Raw genomic sequence first — 23,469 nt, 5'->3', positions numbered from 1 at the left:
CTTCGCGCTCAGGCCGCCGGCGTTGGCGTGGGCATCGAGGACCGAGGCTCGGGTGCCGGCGCGGGCGCGGGCGCGGGCTTCGGAGCGGGGCTCGGGCTTGGCTTGCTCGAGGACGGCGACGGCGTGGGGGCCGGTGCCGGCGCTGCCGCCGGTGCCGGAGCAGGCTTCGGCACCGGCTTGCTCTCCGCCTCCACCTGGGTCAGCGGCACCGCCCAATAGCCCGCCCCGACGAAGCGGATGCGCTGCACCGAAGTCGCTATCGACACCTGCACGTCGCCCGGCACCTGCACCCAGCCATGGATGAACCGGCCGCCGCACAGGATGTGGACGAGCAGCGGCAGGGTGGCGGGCGCGTTCTCGATGTCGAACTCGATCCGGCGCGGCTGGATCGAAAGCCCGCGGATCGCCATCTCGCCCCCGCCATAGCTTGCGCCGAGCCGCACCGACGGCGTCGCACGCGGCATCGGGATGATCGCGCCCGTCTCTATGGGGAAATCGAGCCGGACCGAAGCGGACGAGGGCAGGCCGTAGAAGGTGAGATCGAGTGCGTGCTGCAATAACGCATTGTTCTCGGCCGCCATGAGCAACGCCCTCCCACCCTAAAGAAAATGGTTAGCCGAACGTAATCCCCGTTTCTGTCAAGAAACGAGACCAAACAGATGGAGTCGATATGAAATTATGCTATTGACGTACCCGCACATCGTCAAGCACAACGTTGACAGTAGCTAAGATCTGAATTTTGGCATGGGGAATCCCCGCCGAGTCTGCGCCGGGGATGGAGAGTCAAATGGCACTTCAGCTGACATATCCCGGCGTATATGTTCAAGAATTACCGAGTGGCACGCACACCATTTCTGGTGTTGCGACCTCTGTGACGGCATTCGTTGGCTATTTGACTCGTGGGCCCATGAACACGCCGGTTCAATGTCTGAATTTCGGTGATTTCCAGCGCGTATTCGGTGGACTGGATCAAACGAGCACTACGAGTTTTCAGGTATCGCAGTTTTTTCTAAATGGCGGAACCGAAGCCTGGATCAGTCGTGTCTGCGCGAGTTCCAATCCGCCGGTGCAACCGAAGACCGAGCTCACCGGTGCGCTACCGCCCACCAGTTCTAGCGGAGGAGGCGGAAGCGGCAAAGGCCTCACGCCGACAACTGGCACCAATCTGGTAGAAATAGACTCGCAGAACCCCGGCACCTGGGGCGAGAACGTGTTCGTGACGGTCGATTACATGACCAACAAGCCGAATACGTTCAACATGGCGGCGACGCTCTACTCGATCACCAGCAACAGCAATTCGTCGAGCAGCAGCTACAGCATCGTCCAGACGCAGAGCGTGCCGGCGGTGACGCTGGACATCAGCCAGACCAATTCGATCGTCGAGGTCATGCAATCGGGCAACCAGAACAGCGCGCTGCTGGCGGTGCCCAACCTAACCACGACGCCGTCGGTGCTGGTGCCCTTCGCCAGCGGCACGATCCTGAACTTCACCGCGCCCAAGAACCCCGTGACAGTCACCGGCATCACCGTGACGGTGCAGCCGCCCGGGCCGGACCCGACCAAGCCGCCCCCTTCGGTGAGCACCACGGTCTCCATGACCAGCTCGGTCTCGACGGTGGGAGACATGATCGCGGCGATCCAGGGCGCGCTGTCGAGCGCGGCCGGCACCCTCGGCTATCCGAGCCTGGCGAGCACCCAGGTGCGCAGCTGCCTCTCGCCCTTCCTCTCGTCGAGCGGCACCCAGGCCCAGCTCATCCAGGTCTGGGTGCCCGATCCGGGCTTTGCCGGCTATCTGGTGAGCGTGGTGGCGAACCCCACTTCGCTGTTCACGACCCAGTCGCTCAACTATCAGGCGCAGCAGCTGGTGCCGCCCACGACGACGCCGGCGCCCAAATATCCCGACGGCCTGCCGCCCACCGGATTCGACATTGCCGGCAACTCGACCAACCGCTCGGGCATCTATTCGCTCGACTCGATGCAGATCGTGAACCTGATCCTGGTTCCCGACATGGCATCGATGAACACGTCGAACTATCTCACTTCGGCTACCGCGACGCTCAACTATGCGATCCAGCGCAAGGCCTTCGCGATCCTCGACATGCCGCTGACGGTGACGAGCACGACGAGCGCCGTCGCCTGGGCGACGAGCACGCCGGGCACCTTCGGCACCGGCATCATCAGCGCCGCCACCTATTGGCCGCAGATCCAGATCCCGACGCCCTTCTCCACCCAGCTGCTCACGCTGGGCGGCAGCGGCACGCTGGCGGGCGTCTATGCGCTCACCGACGTCAATCGCGGCGTGTGGAAGGCGCCTGCGGGAATCACCGCGCCGCTGGCCGGGGTGCAGCAGCTCTCCTATGTGATGAACGATCAGGAGAACGGGCAGCTCAACCCGCTCGGCATCAACGCGCTGCGCACCTTCCCCACCTATGACAACATCTCCTGGGGCGCGCGCACCCTCGCCTCGGCGAACGTCGCCGACGACGACTGGAAATACATCTCGGTCCGCCGGCTGACGCTCTATCTCGAGCAGAGCCTGATCCAGGGCCTGCAATGGGTCGTGTTCGAACCCAATGACGCGGCGCTGTGGGCGCAGATCCGGCTGAGCGTGAACGCCTTCCTGCATCCGCTCTACCTGCAGGGCGCGTTCGTCGGCGCGACGCCGTCCCAGGCCTATCAGGTGGTCTGCGACGAATCGACCACCACTCCGGAGGACATGGACAACGGCATCGTCAACATCCTGATCCTGTTCGCCCCGGTCAAACCCGCGGAATTCGTCGTCATCAGCTTGCAGCAGATGGCCGGACAGTCTTCGAGCTAGGATAGCGACCCATGCCCAGCGTCTCGTCGACCAGCCAGTCTCCCGACCCGTATCTCAACTTCAAGTTCCGCATCAAATGGCAGGGCAAATATGTCGCCGGCCTGAGCAAGTGCAGCGCGCTGAAGCGCAGCACCGAGGCGACGCCCTTCCGCGAAGGCGGCGATCCGAGCACCAATCGCATCCTGCCGGGCCAGACCAAGTTCGAGCCGATCACGCTCGAGCGCGGGATGACGCAGGACCTCGAGTTCGAAACCTGGGTCAGCCAGGTGTGGAACTATCGCGCCGGCCAGGGAATGGAGAGCTCGCTCGCCAATTTCCGCCGCAACATCACGCTCGAATTCTACAATGCCGCGGGGCAATTGGTGTACGCGTACAACATCTACAATTGCTGGCCCTCCGAATACACCGCGATGCCGGAGCTCGATTCGAGTTCGAACGCCGTGGCGATCCAGACGCTCGTGCTGCAGAACGAGGGCTGGGAGCGCGACGCCAGCGTCAAGGTTCCGCCGCCGCCCAGCTACTGACGGCCATGGCGCCGCGTCCGCTGAGCGCCGCCGAGTTGCTGGATGCCGCATCGGCATGCCGCAGCCGTTCGGCGGCCGAGAAAGGCATCTACCTCGCGGCGCTCGGCATGCCGGATCAGAGCTTCGGTGCCTGCGCCGCGCTGCCGATCGGCGCTCGCGACGCAGCGATCGTGGCGTTGCGCCAGGCGATGTTCGGCGATCAAATCGAGCTTTCGGCGAAATGCCCGGGCTGCGAGGCGCGGCTCGACGTGGCGATGACGTCGGCGGCGCTGCTCGCGATCGCGGGATCGGCGACGGATGCGGCGCACGAGATCGTGATCGACGGCGATCGCTTCGCGGTACGCCCGGCCGACAGCGCGGACCTCGCCGCGATCGGCTGGATCCCGGACATCGAGGAGGCGCGTGCCGAACTCGCCCGGCGATGCCTGGTGCCGGTGGAAGGCGCCGAAGTGCCGCCCTGGCTCGAGGAAGCCGAGGTCGATGCGATCGGCGCGGCGATGGCCGCGATCGATCCCGCGGGCGACCCGTTCGTCGCGCTCCATTGCCCCGAATGCGACGGCGAGTGGGACGCGCCTGTCGACATCGCCGGGGTGCTGGCGGGCGAGATCGAAGGCGCGGCGGATGCGCTGCTCGACGAGATCCACCTGCTCGCCCAGGCCTATCACTGGAGCGAAGCGGCGATCCTCGCCCTCGGCCCGGAACGACGGCGCGCCTATCTCGCGCGGTTGCAGCAATGAGCGACATGCTCGCCCGGCTGGCGGCCCGCGCCCAGGAGAGCCCGGTCGTGCTCGGCCGCCGCATCGGCTATCGCTTCGGGCCGGCCGCGGACCATCAGGAGGCCTGGCCAGGCGAGGAAGCCTGGCTGGGCGAGCAGCGGATCCTGCGGACAAGCGAGCCGGCGGCGGCGCAGGCCGATGGCGGCGAGGTGCCTCTCGGGCCGGCCGCGCCGGTCGCCCGCGCCCGCGACATTGCGACGGAGGCGGCCCCGTCGGCGCCCCGCCTCGGCGGGAGCGATGCTGCCGGCGCAACGCTTCCGGCCGCGCCCGCGCCTCCCGCCAATCGACCCCGTACGAGCACTGCCGGACTCGATACGGCGATGCGCGAGGGAGTGACCGCCATTCGGGCCGGGGCGCCGACGACACGTGCAACGGCTCCGTCACCCGTCGCTTCGGAGCAGATGGTGCCCCTGGCCGGGCGGGCGGCCGGCTCTTCTCCGGCCGATGCCGGCGCGCACGCCGCGCGGGCGCTTCCCGCACCATTGGCCGGGGCCCGGGCCAATGCTCCCGATGTGCCGGCCATGGCTCCGGCAGCCGGGGCCCGCTCCGGCCCCGCGCTCGCGCCAGTCGTGCAGCGCAAGCGCGCCAACGCCGCGACGCCCCCCGCGATGGGCGCGGCCGACATTGCACAGGTCGCGGCGCCGTCGGACGCGGTATCGATCGCAAATGCAGCGGCCCGGCCGCATGCGCGCGGAAGCGAAGCGAGTCTCACGGCTGCCGCGATCCCGCACACGCCCGGCAATGGCTTCGAAGCGGGCGGCGCGGCCGAGACATCGGTCTCGCCGGCAGGAGGGACCGGCGCCCCTCCACCTTCGAGCGAGCCCCCTACCTCATCGTCCTCCGACACGGCGCGTCGAGCGCCCGCAAGCTCGCGGCGAGGCATGGCGAGTCCGGCGGCCAAGCCGTCCGTCGCGACACGGAAGGCGGAGGGCATGGGACCCGCCGCTCGGGTCGGCCGGGTATCGTTGCCTGACCCCGCCCCGCTCGATGCCGGAGCGCGGACGATTTCCGAACCCGCGGCGGCGGCCATCGCGCGCGCTCCGATGCCCGCGCCGCGCGGGGCGCCTGCCGCAACCGCTGCGCCCCCCACCCCTTCCCCGCACACCATATCGCCGGCCGAGGAAACACCGCCAGCCGCGCCCGTACCTGCCCCAGCCTCGCCGACAGCCTCTGCCGCCGGGCAGCGGGCCACCCTGTCGCAGCGCGCGGCGCCGGAGATGCCGCCGGCGCATCCCCGTGCAAGCGAAACGCCAAAGGCGGCCGGGCCACGCCGCGCCGCGCGCTCCGCCAATGGCGTATCGGCGGGCGCGCCGCCCGTGGCATCTGCACCGGCGGCGCAGCGATTCGCGGAGCAGGATAGCGGCAGTGCGGCGCCTTCCCGGGCGGCTGAATCCTCCGCTGCCGCGCCGGCCGGCCTCGCTTCACCCGAAGAACCCCGGGCGCTTCCCGGCCCCGCCCCTGAGCCGGCGATGCGCGCGGCACCGGAGCCCGGCCCCCCGCCGCTTGCGGCCGCCGCGAGCCCGATCCGCGACCGACAGGCACGGGACCGCGGGGCCGGCGGATCGCGCGATGCCCAGCCTTCCCCCGGGAGATGGCCCTCCACGCCCGGACCGGGCGAGACGGGGGTTCGGCGCCCCTCCCCCGAAGCGCGCCGCATGCCGGATCGCACAGCGCCCAGCGATTTGCCGGCGATGCCGGCGCGCGCGCCCGCGACGCGATCGGTGGCGGCGGAAGTCATGCCCCCACCCCAGCCCGAGCGCCGGCCTCCACCCGCCGCGCCGCCTTCGGGCGACATCCGCATCGACATCGGCCGTATCGCGATCGACCTGCCGCGCCCGCGCACCGCGCCCGCGCGCCCGCAACCGCCGCCGCTCAAGGCCAAGCCGCGTGGGGGGCCGGACGCATGAACTCCAGCTTCTCGATCGCCGCCTGCACCGTGGCGATCGCCGACCGGCTGCACATGTTCATCGGCGATGCGGTGCCGGGCGCACGGGTGACCACGCTCAATCCGGGCTCGGAGGCGCTGCGGACCGGCGACCCGTTCGTGAACCTCTATCTGTTCCGCACCACCCGCAACGGCTTCGTCTCGAACAACGACTTGCCGACGCGCGGGCCGCTCGGCGGAGCGAAGAACTCGCCGGTGCTCAAGCTCGACCTCGATTATATGATCACCTTCTTCGGCGACGATGCGCGGCTCGATCCGCAGCGGCTGCTCGGGCTGGTCGCGGGCGGGCTCAACGCCGAACCCTATATCCCGCGCGACATGCTGCGCGCGGCGGTGGCGAGCACGCCCTGGCTCGGCGGCGGGACCGGCAGCCAGGAATTGCCGCGCGACGAGATCGTGGTGACGCCGCTCAACATGGCGCCGGATGCGATGGCGCGGCTATGGTCCGAATTCGTCAACGTCCCCTATCAACTCACCCAGCTCTATACGGCGATGCCGATCGCGATCGAGTATCTATTGCCGGTCGAGCCGGTATTGCCCGTGCGCCGTATCGGCCTGCGCGCGCTGCCGTCGCGTTCGATCGTGATCGTCGACATCGTCGACGCGAACGACCCGGATCTGCCGATTTCGGGCGGTTGCACGCTGGCGGTGCGCACCCCCAATCCCGCCCAGCCCGGCCTTTCGGTGCTGCTGAACGGCATCGCGGCGAAGGATGTGACCAGCGGCTTCGATGCGCAGGGCCATGCCGCGCTGCTCCTGCCGCTGACCAGCGCCCAGCCCGCACCGCTCGCCTTCGGGAACCTCACGGTCAAGCTGGTGAAACACGGCCCGGACGGCAAGGACATAGAGGCGGAATCCCCTGCCTTCGCGACCAGCATCGTGCCGGGTTTCGCCGGCCCGCCAGCCATCGGCGCGGACGGCAAGCAGCTCGACTTCACGATGGCGCTGCCGGTGCCCGCCCAGGCGAGCGCGACCGCGCTTCTCTTCGCGCGCGGCGCGAAATCAACCTCCTACAAGATCCCCTGCCTTCCCCGCGCCGCCGCCACGGCCGCGCTGGCCGCGCCGCTCGCCGGAGTTTCCCCCGGGGAATATCTGGTCAGCATCGAGGTCGACGGGATCGCCAGCCTGCTCGACTGGAAGGACGGCGCCTATACCGGCCCACGCGTCACGGTGCCGGGGAGCTGACGATGGCGGAGATCCCCCATGTCGCCCGGTTGCAGGGCGCGGTCACCGCGGTCGAGCGCATGCTCGAGGACTATGCCCGCAGCCGATCGCGCCCCGGCCTGCGCCACGAGCCCCTCCCTCCCCAGGAGGCCGGGCTCGGCGAGCCGGTCCCCGGCTCGGCGTTCGACGCGCTTGCGAACTGGTTCTCGCTCACGCCCTTCGAACAGGGCGTGGTCGCGCTGGCCGCCGGCTTCGAGATATCGCCCGACATCGCCAATCTGTGCGCCCTCGCGCAGGGCGATCCCGCGACTCCCTATCCGACGACGCTCCTCGCCCTCGCCGTCCTCGCCGATCTCGAGGGCGCGTCCCAGGCCGCCTTCGCGCCTTCGGCACCGCTCCGATACTGGCAGCTGATCAAGGCCGAGGGCGCGCAGCCGGGAAGCCGGCTCCAGCAGCGCTTCGTCATGCCGGACGCGGTGCTCTCGTTCCTCGTCGGCCAGCCCGTGCTCGACGACGCCCTTGCCGACATCGTGCGCCCGCTCGACCTCGCGCCGCAGCTGCCTGCCGACGCCGTCCTCGCGCATCGGCTCGCCCGGACCGTCCTCGCATCGGGCATGGACGCCACGCTCCATCTCGCCGCCGAACCGAGCCGCCGCGCGCTCGGCGTGGCGGCGGGCGCCGCGGTGGCGCTCGGCCTGCTGCCCTTCCATCTGCCCCTCGCCCGCCTCACCCCGGAAGCCGAGCGCGACGGCTTCTTCCGGCTGTGGCAGCGCGATCGGCTCGCGCTGCGCGGCGCGCTGCTCCTGTCCTTCGAGGAGCCCCCCGGCGAGTTCCAGCTGAGCGCGATCTGCCGGCTGATCGGCGAAGGCACCGGCCCTTTGTTCCTCGTGGGTGCCGCGGGCCAGTCCATCGCCGAGCGCGCACCCGGCGCCGTGATCCGCATGTCCCTGCCCAGGACCGATCCGGGCGAGGTCGCCGATCATCTCGCTGTCGGCCTGGGCCAGGATGCCACGCCGGCCTTGCGCGACATCGCCGCGCGCTTCCGTCTGCCGCTACCGACGCTGGAGAGCTGCGCCACCGTGGCGCGTGCCAAGGCGGAGGAGACCCAAGCCCCCGCATCGCAGGCGGCGATCCTGGACGAGATGCTGCCGCTGCTACGCGATCAGGTGCGCGAGGCGATGAGCGGCCTCGCCGATCCGGTGCCCGTGCGGATGACGCTGGACAATCTCATCCTGCCCGAAGCCGCGCGGGCCGTATTGGGGCAGATCATCGCCCGGCAGCGCAACCGGGCGCGCGTGATGGAGGAATGGGGATTTGCCGGCGCGGGCGGCGGCGCGCAGGGCATGAGCGTGCTGTTCGCCGGCCCGAGCGGCACCGGCAAGACGATGGCGGCAGAGGCGCTTGCGCACACCTTGTCGCTCGACCTGTTCCGGGTCGACCTGTCGCGGATCGTCGACAAATATATTGGCGAGACCGAGAAGCGGCTCGCGGCGCTGTTCGACGCGGCCGACATGACCGACGCGATCCTGCTGTTCGACGAAGCCGATGTGCTGTTCGGCCGGCGGACCGAAGTGAAGGATTCGCACGACCATTACGCCAATCTCGAGGTCGGCTATCTGCTCCAGCGGATCGAGGCGTTTCGCGGGATCGCAGTGCTCACCACCAACCTGGCGAACGCGATCGACGATGCATTCGCGCGCCGCTTCGCCTTCAGCCTGCATTTCGAATTCCCCTCGCCCGACGAGCGCCGGCGTATCTGGCACGGCGCCTTTCCGGCCGCGGCGCCGGCCAGCGGCCTCGATTGGGATCGGCTCGCGCGGCTGACGCTCACCGGCGGCCAGATCCGCGTCGTCTCGATCAACGCGGCGATGCTCGCCTCAGAGGAGGAGACCGCGATCTCGATGGGGCACATCGCCCGCGCGCTGGAAAGCGAATATGCCAAGCAGCGCCGGCGCGTGCCGCCGGCCGAGCTCGCGGACTGGCCGGCATGAGCCGTCCCCCCCGCCCGCCCGCCAATCTGTCCGCATCGATCGACGCGGCGATCTCGCGCGACCCGCGCGTGCGCGCCACGCTGGCCCGGCTCGATGCCGGACAACGCGACCATGTCCGCCGCGCGATCGCCCAGGCGATCCGGGCCAAGCTGCGCGAACGCGGAGGCCCGCAATGACGCCCTATCCCAACAGTCCGCATATCCTGAAGGCCGCCCTGATCAGCATGGGCGGCACCATTCCCGTTCCCCGGCTGATCCTGCTGCAATATAATCCCGCCGAGCTCACGCGGCAGCTCCATCCCGATTTCGAGAAGACGGGAGACACGCCCACCGGCACCAACCTGCTCGCCGGCCCCGCGATCGAGACGATCCAGATGACCGCGCGGATCAGCGCGGTCGACCAGCTCGAGAGCAACGACGCGACGGCGATGGCGTTCGGCATCCACCCCCAGCTCGCCACGCTGGAGATGATGCTGTTCCCGACGACCAGCTCGATCGTGCAGAGCCTGGCCCAGATGGCGCTGGGCGTGCTCGAGATCGTGCCGCCGGAATCCCCGCTCACCGTGTTCGTCTGGGGTCCGCAGCGCGTGCTGCCCGTCCAGATCACCAGCTACAGCGTTACCGAGACGATGCACGACACGCGCCTCAATCCCATCGACGCGAATGTGACGATGGACATGAAGGTGCTGACCTATCAGGATTTTTCACCCAGCCAGACCGGCTTCTATCTCTATCTCGCCAATCTCGCCGAGCGCGAGCTGATGTCCGCCGTGGGCACGGTGCAGAGCGGCGCCAGCATCATCTCGGGGGCGCTGTCGCTATGACCGGCCGTCGGCTCAGCCGCTATCCGGTGCAGATCGAGCATGCCGCCCCCGGCAAGCTGGTCCGCACCCGCACGCGCCATGTTTCCGCGACTTCCTCCTCGACCGCCGGCTCCGATGCGGCGACGGACGCCAAGGACGCCGTGCCCTATCTCGCGCGCACCATCCTGCCGCTGGCGACCACGTTCCAGCCGCAGACCAGCTACACGATCCAGGCCGGCGACCGGATCGACAATATCTCGGCCAGGCTGCTCGGCGATCCGCTGCTCTACTGGATGCTGCTCGAGGCCAATAATGTGAGCGACCCCGCGACGCTCTGCGCGGTGCCGGGGCGAAAGATCATCGTTCCCGCCGTGGTGGGCCAGACCAACGATCCGTTCGACCAGCCCAAGGCCTCGCGCCGGGGAACGGCCGCCGCGCCCACCGACCAGACCGACGACCGCGAGGAAAGCGCATGAGCTTTCCCGTCGGCATCCAGCTCGCCGTGCTGGCGGGCACCCAGGAAGTTCCCACCCCGATCGGGCCCGGACTGGCCGATCTGCTGATCGAGGCCGAGGTGACCGAAGTGGCCGACGGCCAGTCGGCATTCCGCCTCACTTTCGGCGCGCAGCGGAGCGACAATGGCAAGGGCATGCAGGTCCAGGTGCTTGCCGACGGCCGTCTCTCCACGGGCAATCGCGTGCTGATCATGGCGATGCAGGCCGCGCTGCCGACCGTGCTGATGGATGGGCTGATCACCGATATCTGGCTCGATCCGGCGAAGAATCCCAGCCAGAGCCGCGTCGTGATCAGCGGGGCGGACCTGAGCGTCGCCATGGACCTGACCGAGAAGATCCGCGGCTATCCCGACATGGACGACGAGTTGATCGTGCTCGAGATCCTGGCCGAATATGAGCGGTTCGCGATCGTCCCGGAGACGATTCCGCCAGCCGAAGCCGATTTCCCGACGATCGTCCAGCGTACGCCGATCCAATACGGTACCGATCTGGAATATCTTTACACGCTTGCGAACCGATATGGTTATGTGTTCACGCTGCGCCCCGGCGCGGTGCCGCTCACCAACACCGCCTATTGGGGGCCGCCCAAGCGCGTCGGCATACCCGCGCCCGCGCTCACCGTGGGCAACAGCACTTTCACCAATGTCGACCAGCTGACCTTCACGCAGGACGGCCGCTCCGCCTTCCAGGTCTCGGGCCTGATCCCGGGCCCGCTCGAAGCGACGCCGGCATTGCCGGTGATGGCGCTCGAGCCGACGCTCCTGCCGCCGCTCGCCCTCAAGAGCCCGTTCCCGATCTCCTCGCTGCTCGGCATGAAGCTGCCGGCCGGATCGGACGGGTTCGACGAGATCCGGGCGATGGGCTTCGCGCAGGGACGCGTCAACCGATCCTCCACGACGGTCGCCAAGGCCGAAGGGGAGCTCAACGTCGAGAAATATGGCTCGATCCTGCGGGCCGGCGGTCTGGTCGGCGTGCGCGGCGCGGGCACGACCTTCGACGGCAACTGGAGCGTCGCGGAGGTGCATCACAAACTCAAGCGGAACGAATACAAGCAGACGTTCAAGCTGGAGCGCGACGGCACCGACCCCTTGTTACCGGTGGTGGTGCCATGAACGCGCGGTACGGCCGGGGAGGCAGGGATGAAGCAGTTCTGGGGCAAGTATCGCGGAGTCGTCGTCGACAACGAGGATCCGCTGATGCTCGGCCGGCTCCAGGTGCTGGTGCCGATGGTGCTCGGCGAAGTGGCGACGGCTTGGGCGATGCCCTGCGTTCCCTATGCCGGGCTGCAGGTGGGTTTCTACATGATGCCGCCGGTGGGCGCGGCGATCTGGGTGGAATTCGAGGGCGGCGACCTCGACTATCCCATCTGGGCGGGCTGTTTCTGGCGCGAGGGCGAGCGCCCGATCGAGGCGGAGCTGCCGACGATGCGCATGATCCAGACCAGTTCGGGCAAGCTGCTGTTCAACGACCTGCCGGGCGAGGGCGGCTTCACGCTGACGGTGACCGATCCCGCGGTGGCGGTGCCGGTGGTGGTGAGCGGATCGAGCACCGGCGTGGTGATCAGCCTGGCGGAAATCCGCATCACCATGAACGAATCCGGCGTCAACATCCTCGCCGAACCGGGCACGCTGGCAGTGACGATGGAAGGATTCACGATCGCGCACGGCTCGGCGATGGTGGGCGGCGTCGAGCCCGAGGTCTCGATCAACGAGGGTGGGCTCACCGTGCTGTAGCCGCATCGACGGCGGACGGCGGCCGGGAGGCGCGCGGATGACGGGCTATCTGGGCTTTCCCTATCAGATCGACGGATCGGGGCAGACTGCGACCACCGATCTCCCGACCTATGTGCAGAACCTGATCCTGCTCGTCTTCGAGACCAATCCGGGCGAACGCGTCAATCGCCCGGATTTCGGTGCCGGCATGCGCCAGCTGGTCTTCGGAGGCATGGACGCGGCGCTGGCCAGCGCGGCCGAAACGCTGGTGCGCAGCAAGCTGATCCAGTTCCTGGGCGACGCCATCTCGATCAACACGCTCACCGTGACGATGGGCAACGAGACGGTGACCGTCGACCTCACCTATTTCGTCACCCATACCCAGACCACGGCCGGCACGTCGATCACCGTGCCCCTGCCCGGCTACAGCGCGACGCCGCAGGGCGGCAGCGCCACCGCCACCGCTTCGATTCCGGACTATTGAGCGATGGCGGACGACACCCAGCCCACCGTCGTGCATTCGGTGCAGAGCGCGGGCTCGCTGCAGCTGGTGGTGCAGGTTTCCCCGGCATCGGCGCTTCCAGCCGCGCAGGTGCGGGCCGCCGATATCGCGATGGACGCGCTCACCGGCGGCGCCGTGCCGGCCACGCCGCCTGCGCCCGCCCTCGCACTCGACACTGCGCCGGTCACCATCACCGACCTGTTCGGCACCCCGGCCGAAGTGGTGCAGGTCCATGCGCTCGACGCGGATACCGGGCTTCTCCATATCCAGGCGATCCCGCCTCCCGCCGATCCCGCGGCGGACGCGCCCGCCTATCGGCTCACCATCGGCGACGTCTCGACCTGGTTCGCGCCCGAATCCAAGGCCAATGTGGCCACGCCGAGCAGGCCGGTGCAGGCACCTCCCGGCCAGGCCGCGATCAACTATCTCGGCCGCGACTATGCCGCCTTCACCTCGCTGATGCGCTCGCGCGTGTCGCAGATCGTGCGCGACGATTCCGCCTGGGCGCTCGATCACCCCGCCGATCCGATGACGACGCTGATCGAAGCGCTCGCCTATGCCGGGGACCATCTCTCCTTCCGCCAGGATGCGGCCGGCACCGAATCCTATCTGCCCACCGCGCGCCACCGCCTGTCGTTGCGCCGGCATGCCCGGCTGCGCGACTATGGCGTGAACGACGGGTGCAATGCCCGCACCGCGCTCGTCTTCACGGTGAAGAGCAATGGCGTGATCCCCGCCGGGCTGCAGGTGGTGACCCAGCAGCCGGGCATCGTGACGATGAACCTGCCGGCCACGCAGGATCTGGCGGCGAGCACCACCGTGTTCGAGACCATGGCCGATCTCCCGGTGTCGCTGCTGCGCAACAATCTCGCCTATCCGCTGGCGCGCTCGGTCGCCTACACCTTGCCCCAGGGGGCCATCCAGGCGCAGCTCAACACCGCCCAGACCGGGCTCGTCCCCGGTCAGCTGGTCGCCTTCGTCCAGACCGCCGCGCCCGCCGGCACCGCCCAGCCCTTCGGCGCGCAGGTCGTGCGGCTGATCAAGGTCGAGCTGCTCCCCAACGGCGACAACCCGCCCTATGCCACCATGATCACCTGGCACCCCGAGGACGCGCTCGCCAAGCCGCTGACCATGGCCGTGCAGAACCAGCCGGGCATGGTGCAGCTCTACGGCAATGTCGGGCTGGCCGATCATGGCCGGACCGTTGCCGTGACGCCGGTGCCCGATACGGCGCCCGCCGGCCGCGTCTATCGCCCGATCATCGAAGTGGAGGACCCGGTATCGGCGGCGCCCATGCCCGCCTCCGTGGCGGCGTTCGACGGATCGCAGGACATCGCCGAGGCCGCGCTGCTGGTGCCCTCGGCCAAGGCCAGCCTCGCCCCCGATCCGGGGCAGGCCAATCTCTGCGTGAAGATGCTGGGCGAACGGCCCGGCATGGCCAAGGTCCTCGATCTGTGGACGGCGCGGCAGGACCTGATGAGCACGCCGCCGGCGGGGCGCGCCTTCGCGGCGGCGCCCGAGGACGGCTATGGCGGCAACCGGCGCCACCTGTTCCTGCGCTTCGGCGACGGGGCACTGGGCGAAGCGCCGGCGCCGGGAACGACCTTCACTGCCACGGTGCGCGTCGGCGACGGGCAGAGCGGCCGGGTGCGCGCGAACGCGCTCGTCCAGATCGTCGGCTCCACGCCGATGATCAGCTGGGTATCGAACCCCCTGCCCGCGACGCCCGCCCAGCCGGAACTGAACGAAAGCGTCCGCCTGTTCGCGACGACCAGCTTCCGCACCAATCTGCGCGGCATCGATCCGGACGATTGGGAGCGCCTGGCCCAGAGCGACCCCTTGGTCACCGAAGCCGATGCCCGGCTGGTCAACGGTTATGCGCCCTGCGTCGTCGGCATCGCCACCACCACTACGACGCCCGACGGCTACACCTATCCGATCGCGAAGGCCCGGCTGATGGAATATGCCGTGCTCGGCGCGCCGCCGACGATCCAGCAGGAATCCGACGTGCCGATCAATGTCTCGCTGGTCGTCTATTGCTCGCAAGGCGCCAATATCGGCGCCGCGCGCGAACGGCTGCTGCGGCGGATCGGTGCCGGGGCGAAGACCGATGGCGGCCCAGCCCATTTCCACCCGACCGCCTGGCCGCTCGGCCGGCCGGTGGTGCTCGCCGAGCTGATCGCGCTGCTGGCTGCAGATCCCACCGTATCGCTGGTGGTCAGCGATCCGGCGATGGATCCCCGCGTGGTGTTCCAAAGAGTGAGCGGCCCCGACAACACCGTCGACAACATCAAGGCCGGCCGGATCGCGATCGGCTCGAATGAGCGCGCGCGCGCCGGCAATGACGGTTTCCATCCCGAACTCGGCATCGTCAGACTCTTCGTGGCGGCGGCGAAATGAGCGCGAACGGCCCCGACGACGAGATCTCAGCCGGGCTGGGCGACTATGCCAGCTTCAAGCAGGAGATGCTCGACCTGATCCCGCGCGTGGTGGTCAACAGCGGCGGGAAATCGGTCTCCCAGCCGCTGGCCCGGCTGGACCGCAACGTCCCCACCGATCCCACCCTCGCGCTGGTCGATGCCTTCGCCGAAGTGGCGGACGTGCTGTCCTTCTACCAGGATCGCGTGCTCAACGAGGGCTATCTCTCCACCGCGGTGGAATATCGCAGCCTCGCGCTGATCGGACGGGGGCTGGGCGAGACCACCGGCATGCACATCGGCGCGACCGCCGAGCTCGCGGTGTTCGCGCAGCCCGGCGATCCGGTGATCGTGCCGAAAGGCTCCGCGATCCAGGCGACGCCGCCCGCCTCGCGCGGATCGAACAGCGCGGCGACCAGCGGCCCGACCGGCAGCGGCGGCACCGCGTCGACGGCCACGACCAACCAGACGGCGACGACATCGACCACGGCCGCCGCCGGTTCCGGAAGCGCGGCGGCCGTCGCGGCAGCGCCGGTATTCGAGACGGCGACCCAGCTTACCGCCGTCTCGTCGCTCAACCAGCTCACCCCGCTGCAGACGCGCCCGGCCTGGGTCACCGCGGATGCCACGGAACTGCTGCTCGCCGGCACCGGCCTCGGCCTGCAGGTCGGCGACTTCCTGCTCTACAAGCGCGTCGATCCCGCACCGATCCAATGGGTGCGGCTCACCGTGTTCTCGGTCAGCGAGAATCATGTCCTCTCGACCACCACCATCGGCATCGGCGCGCCGATCGGCGAGCAATGGGCGGCAAGCGGCGCGACCGACCCGCTGCCGCCGAACGAAGCGAACGGGCTCGAACTCTACGCCTTCGACCTCACTTGCCGGCTGTTCGGCTACAACGCGGCCTCCTGGTCGTCGCAATCGGCGGCAGTGCAGCGCGCGAACACGCCGACCGGCATGGTCCCTTCCGAATTTTCCGAATGGCCGGGCTATGCCATCGACCTGAACCAGCTCGACCTCCAGGCGGTCTATCCAAAGGTGCTGCCCGGCAGCCAGTTCCTGCTCGAGACGCCCGAGGACAAGACGCTCGGCATCATCGACGCGGTCTCGCGGCAGAACATCTCCGAATTCAACATGTCTGGCCAGGTCACCGAGGTCGAGCTGGCGCCCGATCCCGCCACCTTGCCTACCGGCTCCGCTCTGATCCCCTCGCGCATGGGCCACAGCGCCACCACGCTCAGCGACGGCCGGGTGCTGCTGGTCGGCGGCATCGGGGTGCAGGGCGTGCTCGACAGCGTCGAGGTCTACGACCCCGCGACCCAGCTCGTCAGCCAGATCGACGCGCTTCCGGAGCCCCGCGCCCTCCACACCGCCACGCTGATCGACGGGAAAGTCTATCTCGCCGGCGGCGTGATGAAGGACTGGTCGCTGGCGACCGACCTGCTCGTGCTCGATCCCACCTCCATGCGCTTCAGCGCGATCCCGAACGTCACGCTCGCGATTCCGCGCCTGGGACATGCGGCCACGCTGCTCCCAAACAACCGCATCATGCTGAGCGGCGGCCTGACCCAGGCGCCGAACGACGCGCACGACAAGATCGAGGCGCTGTTCGCCGCACTGGAGGCGACGAAATCGGTCGCCGTCTACGATCCCGTCGCCGCCGACTGGCAGCCCTGCGCCGATCTGGCCAAGGCACGTGCCGGGCACAGCGCCACCGTCTGCCCGGTGGTGAAGAGCACGGCCGATGGCGGCGGGCCGGCGGTTCCGCCGGTCGCCAACACGGTGATCTTCGTCGGCGGGCATGACGGCGGCGCCGCGCCGCCGGGCTTCTCGAATGCGGGTGCGGCCATCGGCACGGTATGGGATGATGCCGAGGTCACCAATACGACCGACTGGCAACCGACCGGCATGCTCTATCCGATCCCGCCGGGCCAGGATGGGGCGCAGGGCCGCTACGACCAGGTCGCGGTGGCGCTCCCGAACAATATGGGTTTCCTGATAACCGGCGGCCAGTCCGCCACCGGGCCGGTGGGCGACGACTGGCTGATCGGTGCCTTTGCCGCCTATCAGACCGGCGGCAGCATCAGCGCCGTGCCCACCTTCGTCGTCGCCCCGCCGCTCAGCGAAGCCCGCTCCAACCATGCCGCCGCGCTGCTGCCCGGCAACAAGGTCGCCGTCGCGGGCGGCATCGCCGGCAACAGGGTCCTCGCCACGGTAGAGACGTTCGCCGTTAGCCCGGGCGTCAGCATTCCCTTCAACGGCGGCGAGGTGCTGGCGCCCAGCATCGTCGGCGCGCCGCTGCCCAATCCGCAGGGCTATCCCGCCTTCGCCGCGCTCGCCCAGGACTTTCTCCTGCTCACCGGCGGCATCTCCGCACTGCCCGCCGAGCCCGACACCCCGCCCACCTATACCGGTGCGGTGGTCGCGCTCGATGCCGATGTCGGCACGTTCCAGACGCTGCCCGGGCCGGTGCTGACCACGCCGTTCACGCTCGCGCCCACCGGCACGATCCTGCTCGCCGACGGCACGATCCTGATCGTCGGGGCAACTCAGCCCGAGCCCTTTCCGCAGCTCACGACGACCATGACCGGCTTCGCCTGGACCTTCGATCCCACCACCGGCCTGTCGACCGCGGCCGGCGCGCCCATCGCGCCCCGCATCGGCGCGACGCTGTCGCTCCTCGCCAACGGCACCGTCCTCTATGCCGGCGGCTACGGCCTGGGCGATGACGGCTATGCGGTGCTCGATACCGCCGAAGTCTATGATCCCAAGAGCCGCACCTTCCGCAAGGTGGGCAACAAGATGACGACGCCGCGCTGCGGCCACAGCGCGACCGTGCTCACCGATGGTTCGGTGCTGCTCGCGGGCGGGTTCGCGGTTCCGCCGATCACCTATGATCTGCCCGGGCTCGAGGCGATCTACGTGCCCAGCCTCCATACGGCCGAGACCTTCGCCACCGCCACCCAGACCTTCACTGCGATCACCACCGTGCTCGACAAGGGCTTCGCCCTGCACTCGGCGACATTGCTCGCCAATGGCGACGTGCTGATCGCCGGCGGCTTCAGCGCCTTCCAATCCGAAGCGCCGTTCGACGAGATCCAGATCTGGCCGATCACCCAGGCCGCGGTGTTCAACATCGCCGCCCAGGCCTTTGCGACCATCGCGGACATGCCGGTGCCGCGCGCGATGCATTCGGCGACGTTGCTGCCCGATGCCCGGGTGCTGATCGCCGGGGGCGCGATCGACTGGACCATGGAGCCCAGCGCCAGCAGCACCTTGTTCGATCCCACCAGCTTCGCCTTCTCCGCCGGTCCCACCCTCAATGCGGCACGCTGCTCGCAGGGAGCGGTGCTCGTCGAACAGGGCGTGCTGATGCTGGGCGGCGACACCAATTCGACCTATGAGATCGTGCCGCCGAACGGCGGCAGCGCCGCGCCGGCCTATCCGCTGCCGATCGTGCTGCCCTCTCCCGACTATCCCAATCTCGTGTCGCTCACCGAGGGGGTGAACCCGATCCCGCTCGCCAATCACGGCGTCTATGCCTTTGGCGGCCAGGTCGATGGCAACGGCAATTCGACCTGCACAGCCGTGCTCTATGTCGAGGCACCACCGCCGGCGGATTCGGACGCCCGGCGCCAGGCGCTGGTCTATACCCAGAGCCAGCAGCTGAGCCTCGCGCCGCCGATCGACGATGCGCCGCTGCCCGGCAACACGCCGACGCCCGGCAATCCCACCGTGCCGGACGACACGCTGGTGCTCACCGGCCTGATCGACCAGATCGTGGTCGGCCAGGCGCTCCTGCTCGCCGGCAACCCGCCGCTGGCGACGACGGTGGGCAAGGTGTGGCCGATCGGCGCGCAGACGGCGCTCCCGGAAGACACGCTCGTCATGGTCTACGGGCCGATTCCGCAGAGCGGCGCGAAGCAGGACGGCAAATGGTGGTGGGCCAATATCCCGGATATCGGCAACCTCTCGCTCCAGACCGATCCGGCGGGCGACCCGCCCTCGGACTTCGCCTATCTCTCCGGCAACGGCACCACGATCGGCAACGTCACCTCCGCGCAGCTCGCGCTGTTCAACCGCCCGATCCAGAGCGAGGCGGTGACCGTGAAGGCGATCGCGAAATCGTCGAGCGACAATACCACCACCCTGACCCTGCAGGAGCCGCTGCGCTATCTCTACGATCGCACCACCACCACCGTGTACGGCAATGTGGTCGAGGTGACCCAGGGGAGCACGATCGCGGGCGAGGTGCTCGGCAATGGCGACGGGCAGAAGCCGTTCCAGCAATTCCTGCTCAAGCAGGCGCCGCTGACCTGGCTCGAGGAAGCCGACGGGGCGATCGCGCCGCAGCTCAGCGTGACCGTCAACGGTGCGGTCTGGCAATGCGTGGAGGCGCTGGGCAGCATGGGGCCGGATGCCCGTGCCTATCAGCTCACCCAGGACGCCCAGGGTCGCGCGCAGATCACCTTCGGCGACAGCGTCCATGGGCTGCGGCCGCCGACGGGCACGGACAATATCGTCGCCACCTATCGCGTCGGCGCAGGGGTCAACGGCAATGTCGCCGCCGGAAGCATCACGCGCGCGCCGATGGGAGTGGGCGGGATCAAGAGCGTGCTCAATCCGGTCGCGGCGAGCGGCGGGATCGGAGCGCCGCCGCGCGGCACGCTGCGCGACCTGATCCCAACCGGCGCCCAGGATCTGGGGCGGATCGTCACGCGGCAGGACATGGTCAGCTTCGTCCTCAACCGCCCCGAAGTCAGCGCGGCGGTGCTCACGGTCCTCCAGGATGACGGCAAGCTCCCGCGGGCGCGGCATTCGGTCTTCCTGCTCACCCTCGCCGGCCCCGACAACGAAGTGCCGGACATGCTGTCGCCGGCATTCAAGTCGCTCGCGGCCGCCGTCGATACCGCGCAGGCGACCAGGCTCGACATTCGCCTGCTCCCCTTCGAACCGCTTCCGTTCAAGGTGCAGGGCTGGTTCGCCGCCGATACGGGCGCCGACGTCCATGCGATCCAGCAATCGATCAGCGATGCGCTTCGGGCCGCCTATGCGCTGCCGGCAATGGCGTTCGACGAGCTGGTCCGGGCCAGCGAGATCATCCGCATCGTGGAAGGCGTCGACGGCGTGACGAAGGCCGGTGTCGACAAGCTCTGGGCGCCCACCGAATCGGGCAATTCCTCCGGTGCGCCGGACCAGCAGGTGCTGGCACCCAAATCCGCCCAGCTCGATCCGGTGACCGGCGCACAGATTCTGTACATCAGCGCCGATGCCGACGCGGTGACCTTCACCGAACGGACGGGGGGCAAGCAATGAGCGACGACACCGAAGGCGCGCCGATCCCCGATCCGCTCTACGATCTGCTGCCGCCGATCTTCCGCATGGCGGATATCACCCAGGGCTATCCGCTGCTCGCGCTGTGCAAGGTCTTCGATCATGTCCGCGAGCAGATCGGCGACTCGGTGCGCGAGCTCGAGGACGACTGGTTCATCCAGACCTGCCCACTCCACCTCGTCCCCTATGTCGCCGCGCAGCTCGGCCTGGAAGTGGCGCAGCCCGTGCGCCCCGAGCATCGCGCGCTCGTCGCCGACGCGCTCGGCTTCCGGCGGCGCAAGGGCATCGCCAGCGCGATCCCGCGCCGGGTGCGCGACGGCAGCGGCTGGTACGCGCTCTATGCCCCGGACGAGGCGACACCCTTTGCGAGCTGGCCGCTTCCCGACGCCGCGCCGGCGCCCACGCCCGCCCCTGCGCCGCCGCCCTCTTCGCCGGAGCCGGAAGGCGCGCCGGAGGATCCGTCGCGAACCTCGGTAGGTCTGTTGCGAGTCTGGCGGCTGCCGAGCTTCGCGATGACGGGCATCACGCCCATGGGCACCTCGACACCCCGTCTCTATCACTTCAACCCGCTCGCCATCGCCCAGCCGCTCTACAATCTGGCCAACACGCCGCTCGACTGGGTCGCCGCGCCGCCGGTGACCGCGCTGCCGGTCCGCCTCACCACGCAGATGCTGGCGGCCGACCTCGAGCAATATAACCGGATCTGGACGACGCCGGGCACCGGCCCGGCCAGCTCGATGCTCTATGGCTCCGAGCGCGGCCTCGTGATCCGCTACAAGCCCAAGAGCACTTCGGACTGGGTTGCGCTCGGGGCGGACGGCGTGCGGGCAATGCCCCTCGATATCGGCGCGATCCAGCCGCCCGCGCCGGACTATCCGGTGCTCGAAGGCGGCGCGATCGACCTGCAGTCGATCACCGCGCAGACCAGCACGCTCAACCTGAACTATGGCGACGCATCCGCGGTGCTCGCGATGGACGTGCCCGCCAATCCCTCGATGAGCCAGTTGCTGGAGCTGCTCCAGAACACGATCGCCACCTGCCCGGTGAAAGCAGGCACCCAGGTGACCGAGGCGGACGTGCGCGCGCTGATCTGCGGGTCGCTCGGCAATGCGCTGCTGATCGTGCCGACGGTGCCCACCGCGTCGCTGTCGCTGCTGACGGCGCCGTCGAGCACGGATCCGATGCTGCTGAGCACCAGCGCACGCACCGGCATCGCCGCGGCCACGCTGCCGCTCGACCAGAAGCGCCTGGACTTGCTCAACGACGCGGCGCCCGGCACCGTGATGACCTTCACCGCGCCGACCGGGAAGGTGCTGAACGTCAACCTGCCCTTCTCGCCGGCGGTAACCACCCCTGCCGAAGCAGAAGCCGCCTTCGCGGCCAAGCTCACCAACTGTTTCGTCTGCCTGGCGGGCGACCGGACGGTGATCGTGGCGCCGGCCTCGTCGCAGACGCCGATGTCGCCAACCCCGCCGGCCTGGGAACTGGGGCTGGTTCCCGCCGCCGCGATCGACCCCGATCTGGGGCTGTTCAGCTGGCCGGCGGCCTGGGCCGCCCCGGCCGCGCTGAGCGTCGACTATGGGATCGCCATGCCGGGCGCGATCGGCGGGATCGGGCTGCGCGCCTCGCTTCCGATACCGGCGAATGCGGTGACCCTGTACGATGCGGGCAATACCGGCTGGATCGTCACCCAGCTGAGCCTGTGGGAAATGGCGCCCACCCCCTGCACCATGCTGGTGCTGCAATCGAGCGCGACCCGCTATCTCAATGCGCAGACGATCGTCCCGCCGCCGGGCGACAAATTGTGGATCGCCTCGGCGGCCGGCAGCCAGGCGCTGCTCTCCGTCTCCTATCCCGGCACCTTCTCGCTGACCGGGCCCAGCTCGGGCACAGCCGGCACCTTCGGCATGTCGGCCATCCTGTTCCAGGGCACCATCTGGCTCAACGGCGGCAATCTCGATCTCCAGCTGCTCGACATGACCCTGATCCCGACGAGCGGCAGCGCGATCATGCCGGCGCCGCCGCCCCCTCCCCCGCCACCGCCGACGCCGCCACCCACACCTACGCCGGCACCGACGCCGACGCCGACGCCCGCTCCGGCTCCAACGCCCACGCCGACCCCGCCACCGCCCCCGTTCAACGGAAGCGCGCGCATCGCGCTCGAGCGGACGATCGCCGCACCGCTCGATTTCAGCCGCGTGCAAGGCGAGGTCCGGTTCGAAAGCTGCGTGCTGAGTCCGCTCCACGCGCCGCCGGCCGACATGGCGACGCCCGTGCTCATCGTGCCGCTCGCCGCCGCGCACATCGCACGGACGACGGTGATGGGCACGGCCCAGCTCGGCGCCGGGGGAGAGGCACTCGATTCGCTGTTCGCCGGCACGCTCACCTGCTCGGGGGCCATGACCTTCTCCAATTGCTATGCCGCCGATCTGGGATATCTCTCCGGGGGAGGCGGAAGCGCCGGTGCCGCCGCGACCCAGGCCGCGCTGGCCGCCGCGCCGACGACCGATCCACCCAGCCTGGCCGTGGCGCGCTGCAAGAGCTGCGGGAAGATCAGCGGCGTCGGCGGCCGCAACGTGATGCTGCGCCATCTCGTGCTCGGCACGCCGGCCGGCAATTACTGCGCCTGCACCGACGCCGCCGATGTCGCCGTCACCGCGTGCACGACCTGCACCGATCCCGCCTGCGCCATGACCTGCCCGGTGCGTTCGGCGGGCGCCAGCTTCCAGTTCGGCACCGCGCCGCCGGTCTTCTCCCCCGACAACGCCTATCCCCTGCCCGGCTTCGCCCGCCTCGAGCCCTTTCCGCGCAATCCGCGCGTCATCACCGAAGGGGCGACCAACCGTGACGAACTGGGCGCCTACAACCTCGCCGTGCCGACCGCGCGGGGCACCGAGCTGCAGGTCGCGCTGGAGGATGCGCTGCTCGAAGGCGTCACGCTCGACCTGCGCTTCGAAAGCTGAGCG

At 69.2% G+C, this 23,469-nt stretch carries 16 protein-coding genes; 15 read left to right on the top strand and 1 reads right to left on the bottom strand.

From position 1 onward, the window contains the following. Positions 1-8: 8 nt before the first annotated feature. Complete coding sequence (locus tag CAP40_RS20490) at positions 9-581, bottom strand: hypothetical protein (RefSeq protein ID WP_179188204.1); 573 nt, start codon at positions 579-581, stop codon at positions 9-11. Between the two features lie 629 nt (positions 582-1,210). Between CAP40_RS20490 and CAP40_RS14640 the strand changes: the two genes are divergently transcribed. The 15 genes from CAP40_RS14640 (at position 1,211) to CAP40_RS14575 (ending at position 23,466) form a co-directional block, all read left to right on the top strand. Further along, complete coding sequence (locus CAP40_RS14640) at positions 1,211-2,821, top strand: phage tail sheath C-terminal domain-containing protein (RefSeq protein ID WP_179188202.1); 1,611 nt, start codon at positions 1,211-1,213, stop codon at positions 2,819-2,821. Positions 2,822-2,832: 11 nt separating this feature from the next. After that, positions 2,833-3,345 carry a phage tail protein gene (locus tag CAP40_RS14635; protein WP_086130278.1) on the top strand — a complete coding sequence of 171 codons (513 nt, stop codon included), beginning with the start codon at positions 2,833-2,835 and terminating at the stop codon, positions 3,343-3,345. Between the two features lie 5 nt (positions 3,346-3,350). Then, positions 3,351-4,082 (top strand): hypothetical protein, encoded by a 732-nt coding sequence (locus tag CAP40_RS14630; protein ID WP_086130277.1) that lies wholly within the window; start codon positions 3,351-3,353, stop codon positions 4,080-4,082. Between the two features lie 1,694 nt (positions 4,083-5,776). After that, complete coding sequence (locus CAP40_RS20485) at positions 5,777-6,028, top strand: hypothetical protein (RefSeq protein WP_179188200.1); 252 nt, start codon at positions 5,777-5,779, stop codon at positions 6,026-6,028. Then, a complete protein-coding gene (locus CAP40_RS14625) occupies positions 6,025-7,251 on the top strand; it encodes a Pvc16 family protein (protein ID WP_179188198.1) in 1,227 nt (408 codons plus the stop codon). Before CAP40_RS20485 ends, CAP40_RS14625 begins: the two co-directional genes overlap by 4 nt. 2 nt (positions 7,252-7,253) lie before the next feature. Further along, positions 7,254-9,221 carry an ATP-binding protein gene (locus CAP40_RS14620; protein ID WP_179188196.1) on the top strand — a complete coding sequence of 656 codons (1,968 nt, stop codon included), beginning with the start codon at positions 7,254-7,256 and terminating at the stop codon, positions 9,219-9,221. After that, complete coding sequence (locus CAP40_RS14615; RefSeq protein WP_086130275.1) at positions 9,218-9,397, top strand: hypothetical protein; 180 nt, start codon at positions 9,218-9,220, stop codon at positions 9,395-9,397. Before CAP40_RS14620 ends, CAP40_RS14615 begins: the two co-directional genes overlap by 4 nt. Further along, positions 9,394-10,044: a hypothetical protein gene (locus CAP40_RS14610; protein ID WP_086130274.1), complete on the top strand. Its 651-nt coding sequence runs from the start codon at positions 9,394-9,396 to the stop codon at positions 10,042-10,044. Before CAP40_RS14615 ends, CAP40_RS14610 begins: the two co-directional genes overlap by 4 nt. Beyond that, the gene (locus CAP40_RS14605; RefSeq protein WP_086130273.1) at positions 10,041-10,499 is read left to right on the top strand and encodes a hypothetical protein; all 459 of its coding nucleotides are present in this window, start codon (positions 10,041-10,043) and stop codon (positions 10,497-10,499) included. Before CAP40_RS14610 ends, CAP40_RS14605 begins: the two co-directional genes overlap by 4 nt. Continuing rightward, entirely contained in the window at positions 10,496-11,650 is a 1,155-nt protein-coding gene (locus CAP40_RS14600; protein WP_086130272.1) for a phage late control D family protein, read from the top strand. Before CAP40_RS14605 ends, CAP40_RS14600 begins: the two co-directional genes overlap by 4 nt. Positions 11,651-11,677: 27 nt before the next feature. After that, on the top strand, positions 11,678-12,271 hold the full coding sequence (locus CAP40_RS14595) for a phage baseplate assembly protein V (RefSeq protein ID WP_086130271.1): 594 nt from the start codon (positions 11,678-11,680) through the stop codon (positions 12,269-12,271). 37 nt (positions 12,272-12,308) lie between these two features. Continuing rightward, positions 12,309-12,734, top strand: coding sequence for a GPW/gp25 family protein (locus CAP40_RS14590; RefSeq protein ID WP_086130270.1), 426 nt, complete (start codon positions 12,309-12,311; stop codon positions 12,732-12,734). A gap of 3 nt (positions 12,735-12,737) precedes the next feature. Further along, complete coding sequence (locus CAP40_RS14585) at positions 12,738-15,152, top strand: hypothetical protein (RefSeq protein ID WP_086130269.1); 2,415 nt, start codon at positions 12,738-12,740, stop codon at positions 15,150-15,152. After that, entirely contained in the window at positions 15,149-20,485 is a 5,337-nt protein-coding gene (locus CAP40_RS14580; protein WP_086130268.1) for a kelch repeat-containing protein, read from the top strand. The genes CAP40_RS14585 and CAP40_RS14580 overlap by 4 nt, the downstream gene beginning before the upstream one ends. Further along, complete coding sequence (locus CAP40_RS14575) at positions 20,482-23,466, top strand: phage tail protein (protein WP_086130267.1); 2,985 nt, start codon at positions 20,482-20,484, stop codon at positions 23,464-23,466. Before CAP40_RS14580 ends, CAP40_RS14575 begins: the two co-directional genes overlap by 4 nt. The last annotated feature ends 3 nt before the right edge of the window (positions 23,467-23,469 follow it).

The organism is Sphingomonas sp. IBVSS2 (genome assembly GCF_002127225.1).
Classification (GTDB): domain Bacteria; phylum Pseudomonadota; class Alphaproteobacteria; order Sphingomonadales; family Sphingomonadaceae; genus Sphingomonas.
The sequence above is the reverse complement of the archived record's forward strand: the minus strand, read 5'-3'. Positions and strand labels throughout refer to the sequence as shown.

Excerpts from the sequence above, each read along its gene's own strand:
- CAP40_RS20490 (WP_179188204.1), bottom strand. The coding sequence starts at position 581 with ATGGCGGCCGAGAACAATGCGTTATTGCAGCACGCACTCGATCTCACC.
- CAP40_RS14600 (WP_086130272.1), top strand. The coding sequence starts at position 10,496 with ATGAGCTTTCCCGTCGGCATCCAGCTCGCCGTGCTGGCGGGCACCCAG.
- CAP40_RS14605 (WP_086130273.1), top strand. The coding sequence starts at position 10,041 with ATGACCGGCCGTCGGCTCAGCCGCTATCCGGTGCAGATCGAGCATGCC.
- CAP40_RS14625 (WP_179188198.1), top strand. The coding sequence starts at position 6,025 with ATGAACTCCAGCTTCTCGATCGCCGCCTGCACCGTGGCGATCGCCGAC.
- CAP40_RS20485 (WP_179188200.1), top strand. The coding sequence starts at position 5,777 with ATGCCGGATCGCACAGCGCCCAGCGATTTGCCGGCGATGCCGGCGCGC.
- CAP40_RS14590 (WP_086130270.1), top strand. The coding sequence starts at position 12,309 with ATGACGGGCTATCTGGGCTTTCCCTATCAGATCGACGGATCGGGGCAG.
- CAP40_RS14620 (WP_179188196.1), top strand. The coding sequence starts at position 7,254 with ATGGCGGAGATCCCCCATGTCGCCCGGTTGCAGGGCGCGGTCACCGCG.
- CAP40_RS14580 (WP_086130268.1), top strand. The coding sequence starts at position 15,149 with ATGAGCGCGAACGGCCCCGACGACGAGATCTCAGCCGGGCTGGGCGAC.
- CAP40_RS14575 (WP_086130267.1), top strand. The coding sequence starts at position 20,482 with ATGAGCGACGACACCGAAGGCGCGCCGATCCCCGATCCGCTCTACGAT.
- CAP40_RS14585 (WP_086130269.1), top strand. The coding sequence starts at position 12,738 with ATGGCGGACGACACCCAGCCCACCGTCGTGCATTCGGTGCAGAGCGCG.
- CAP40_RS14630 (WP_086130277.1), top strand. The coding sequence starts at position 3,351 with ATGGCGCCGCGTCCGCTGAGCGCCGCCGAGTTGCTGGATGCCGCATCG.
- CAP40_RS14635 (WP_086130278.1), top strand. The coding sequence starts at position 2,833 with ATGCCCAGCGTCTCGTCGACCAGCCAGTCTCCCGACCCGTATCTCAAC.
- CAP40_RS14610 (WP_086130274.1), top strand. The coding sequence starts at position 9,394 with ATGACGCCCTATCCCAACAGTCCGCATATCCTGAAGGCCGCCCTGATC.
- CAP40_RS14595 (WP_086130271.1), top strand. The coding sequence starts at position 11,678 with ATGAAGCAGTTCTGGGGCAAGTATCGCGGAGTCGTCGTCGACAACGAG.
- CAP40_RS14615 (WP_086130275.1), top strand. The coding sequence starts at position 9,218 with ATGAGCCGTCCCCCCCGCCCGCCCGCCAATCTGTCCGCATCGATCGAC.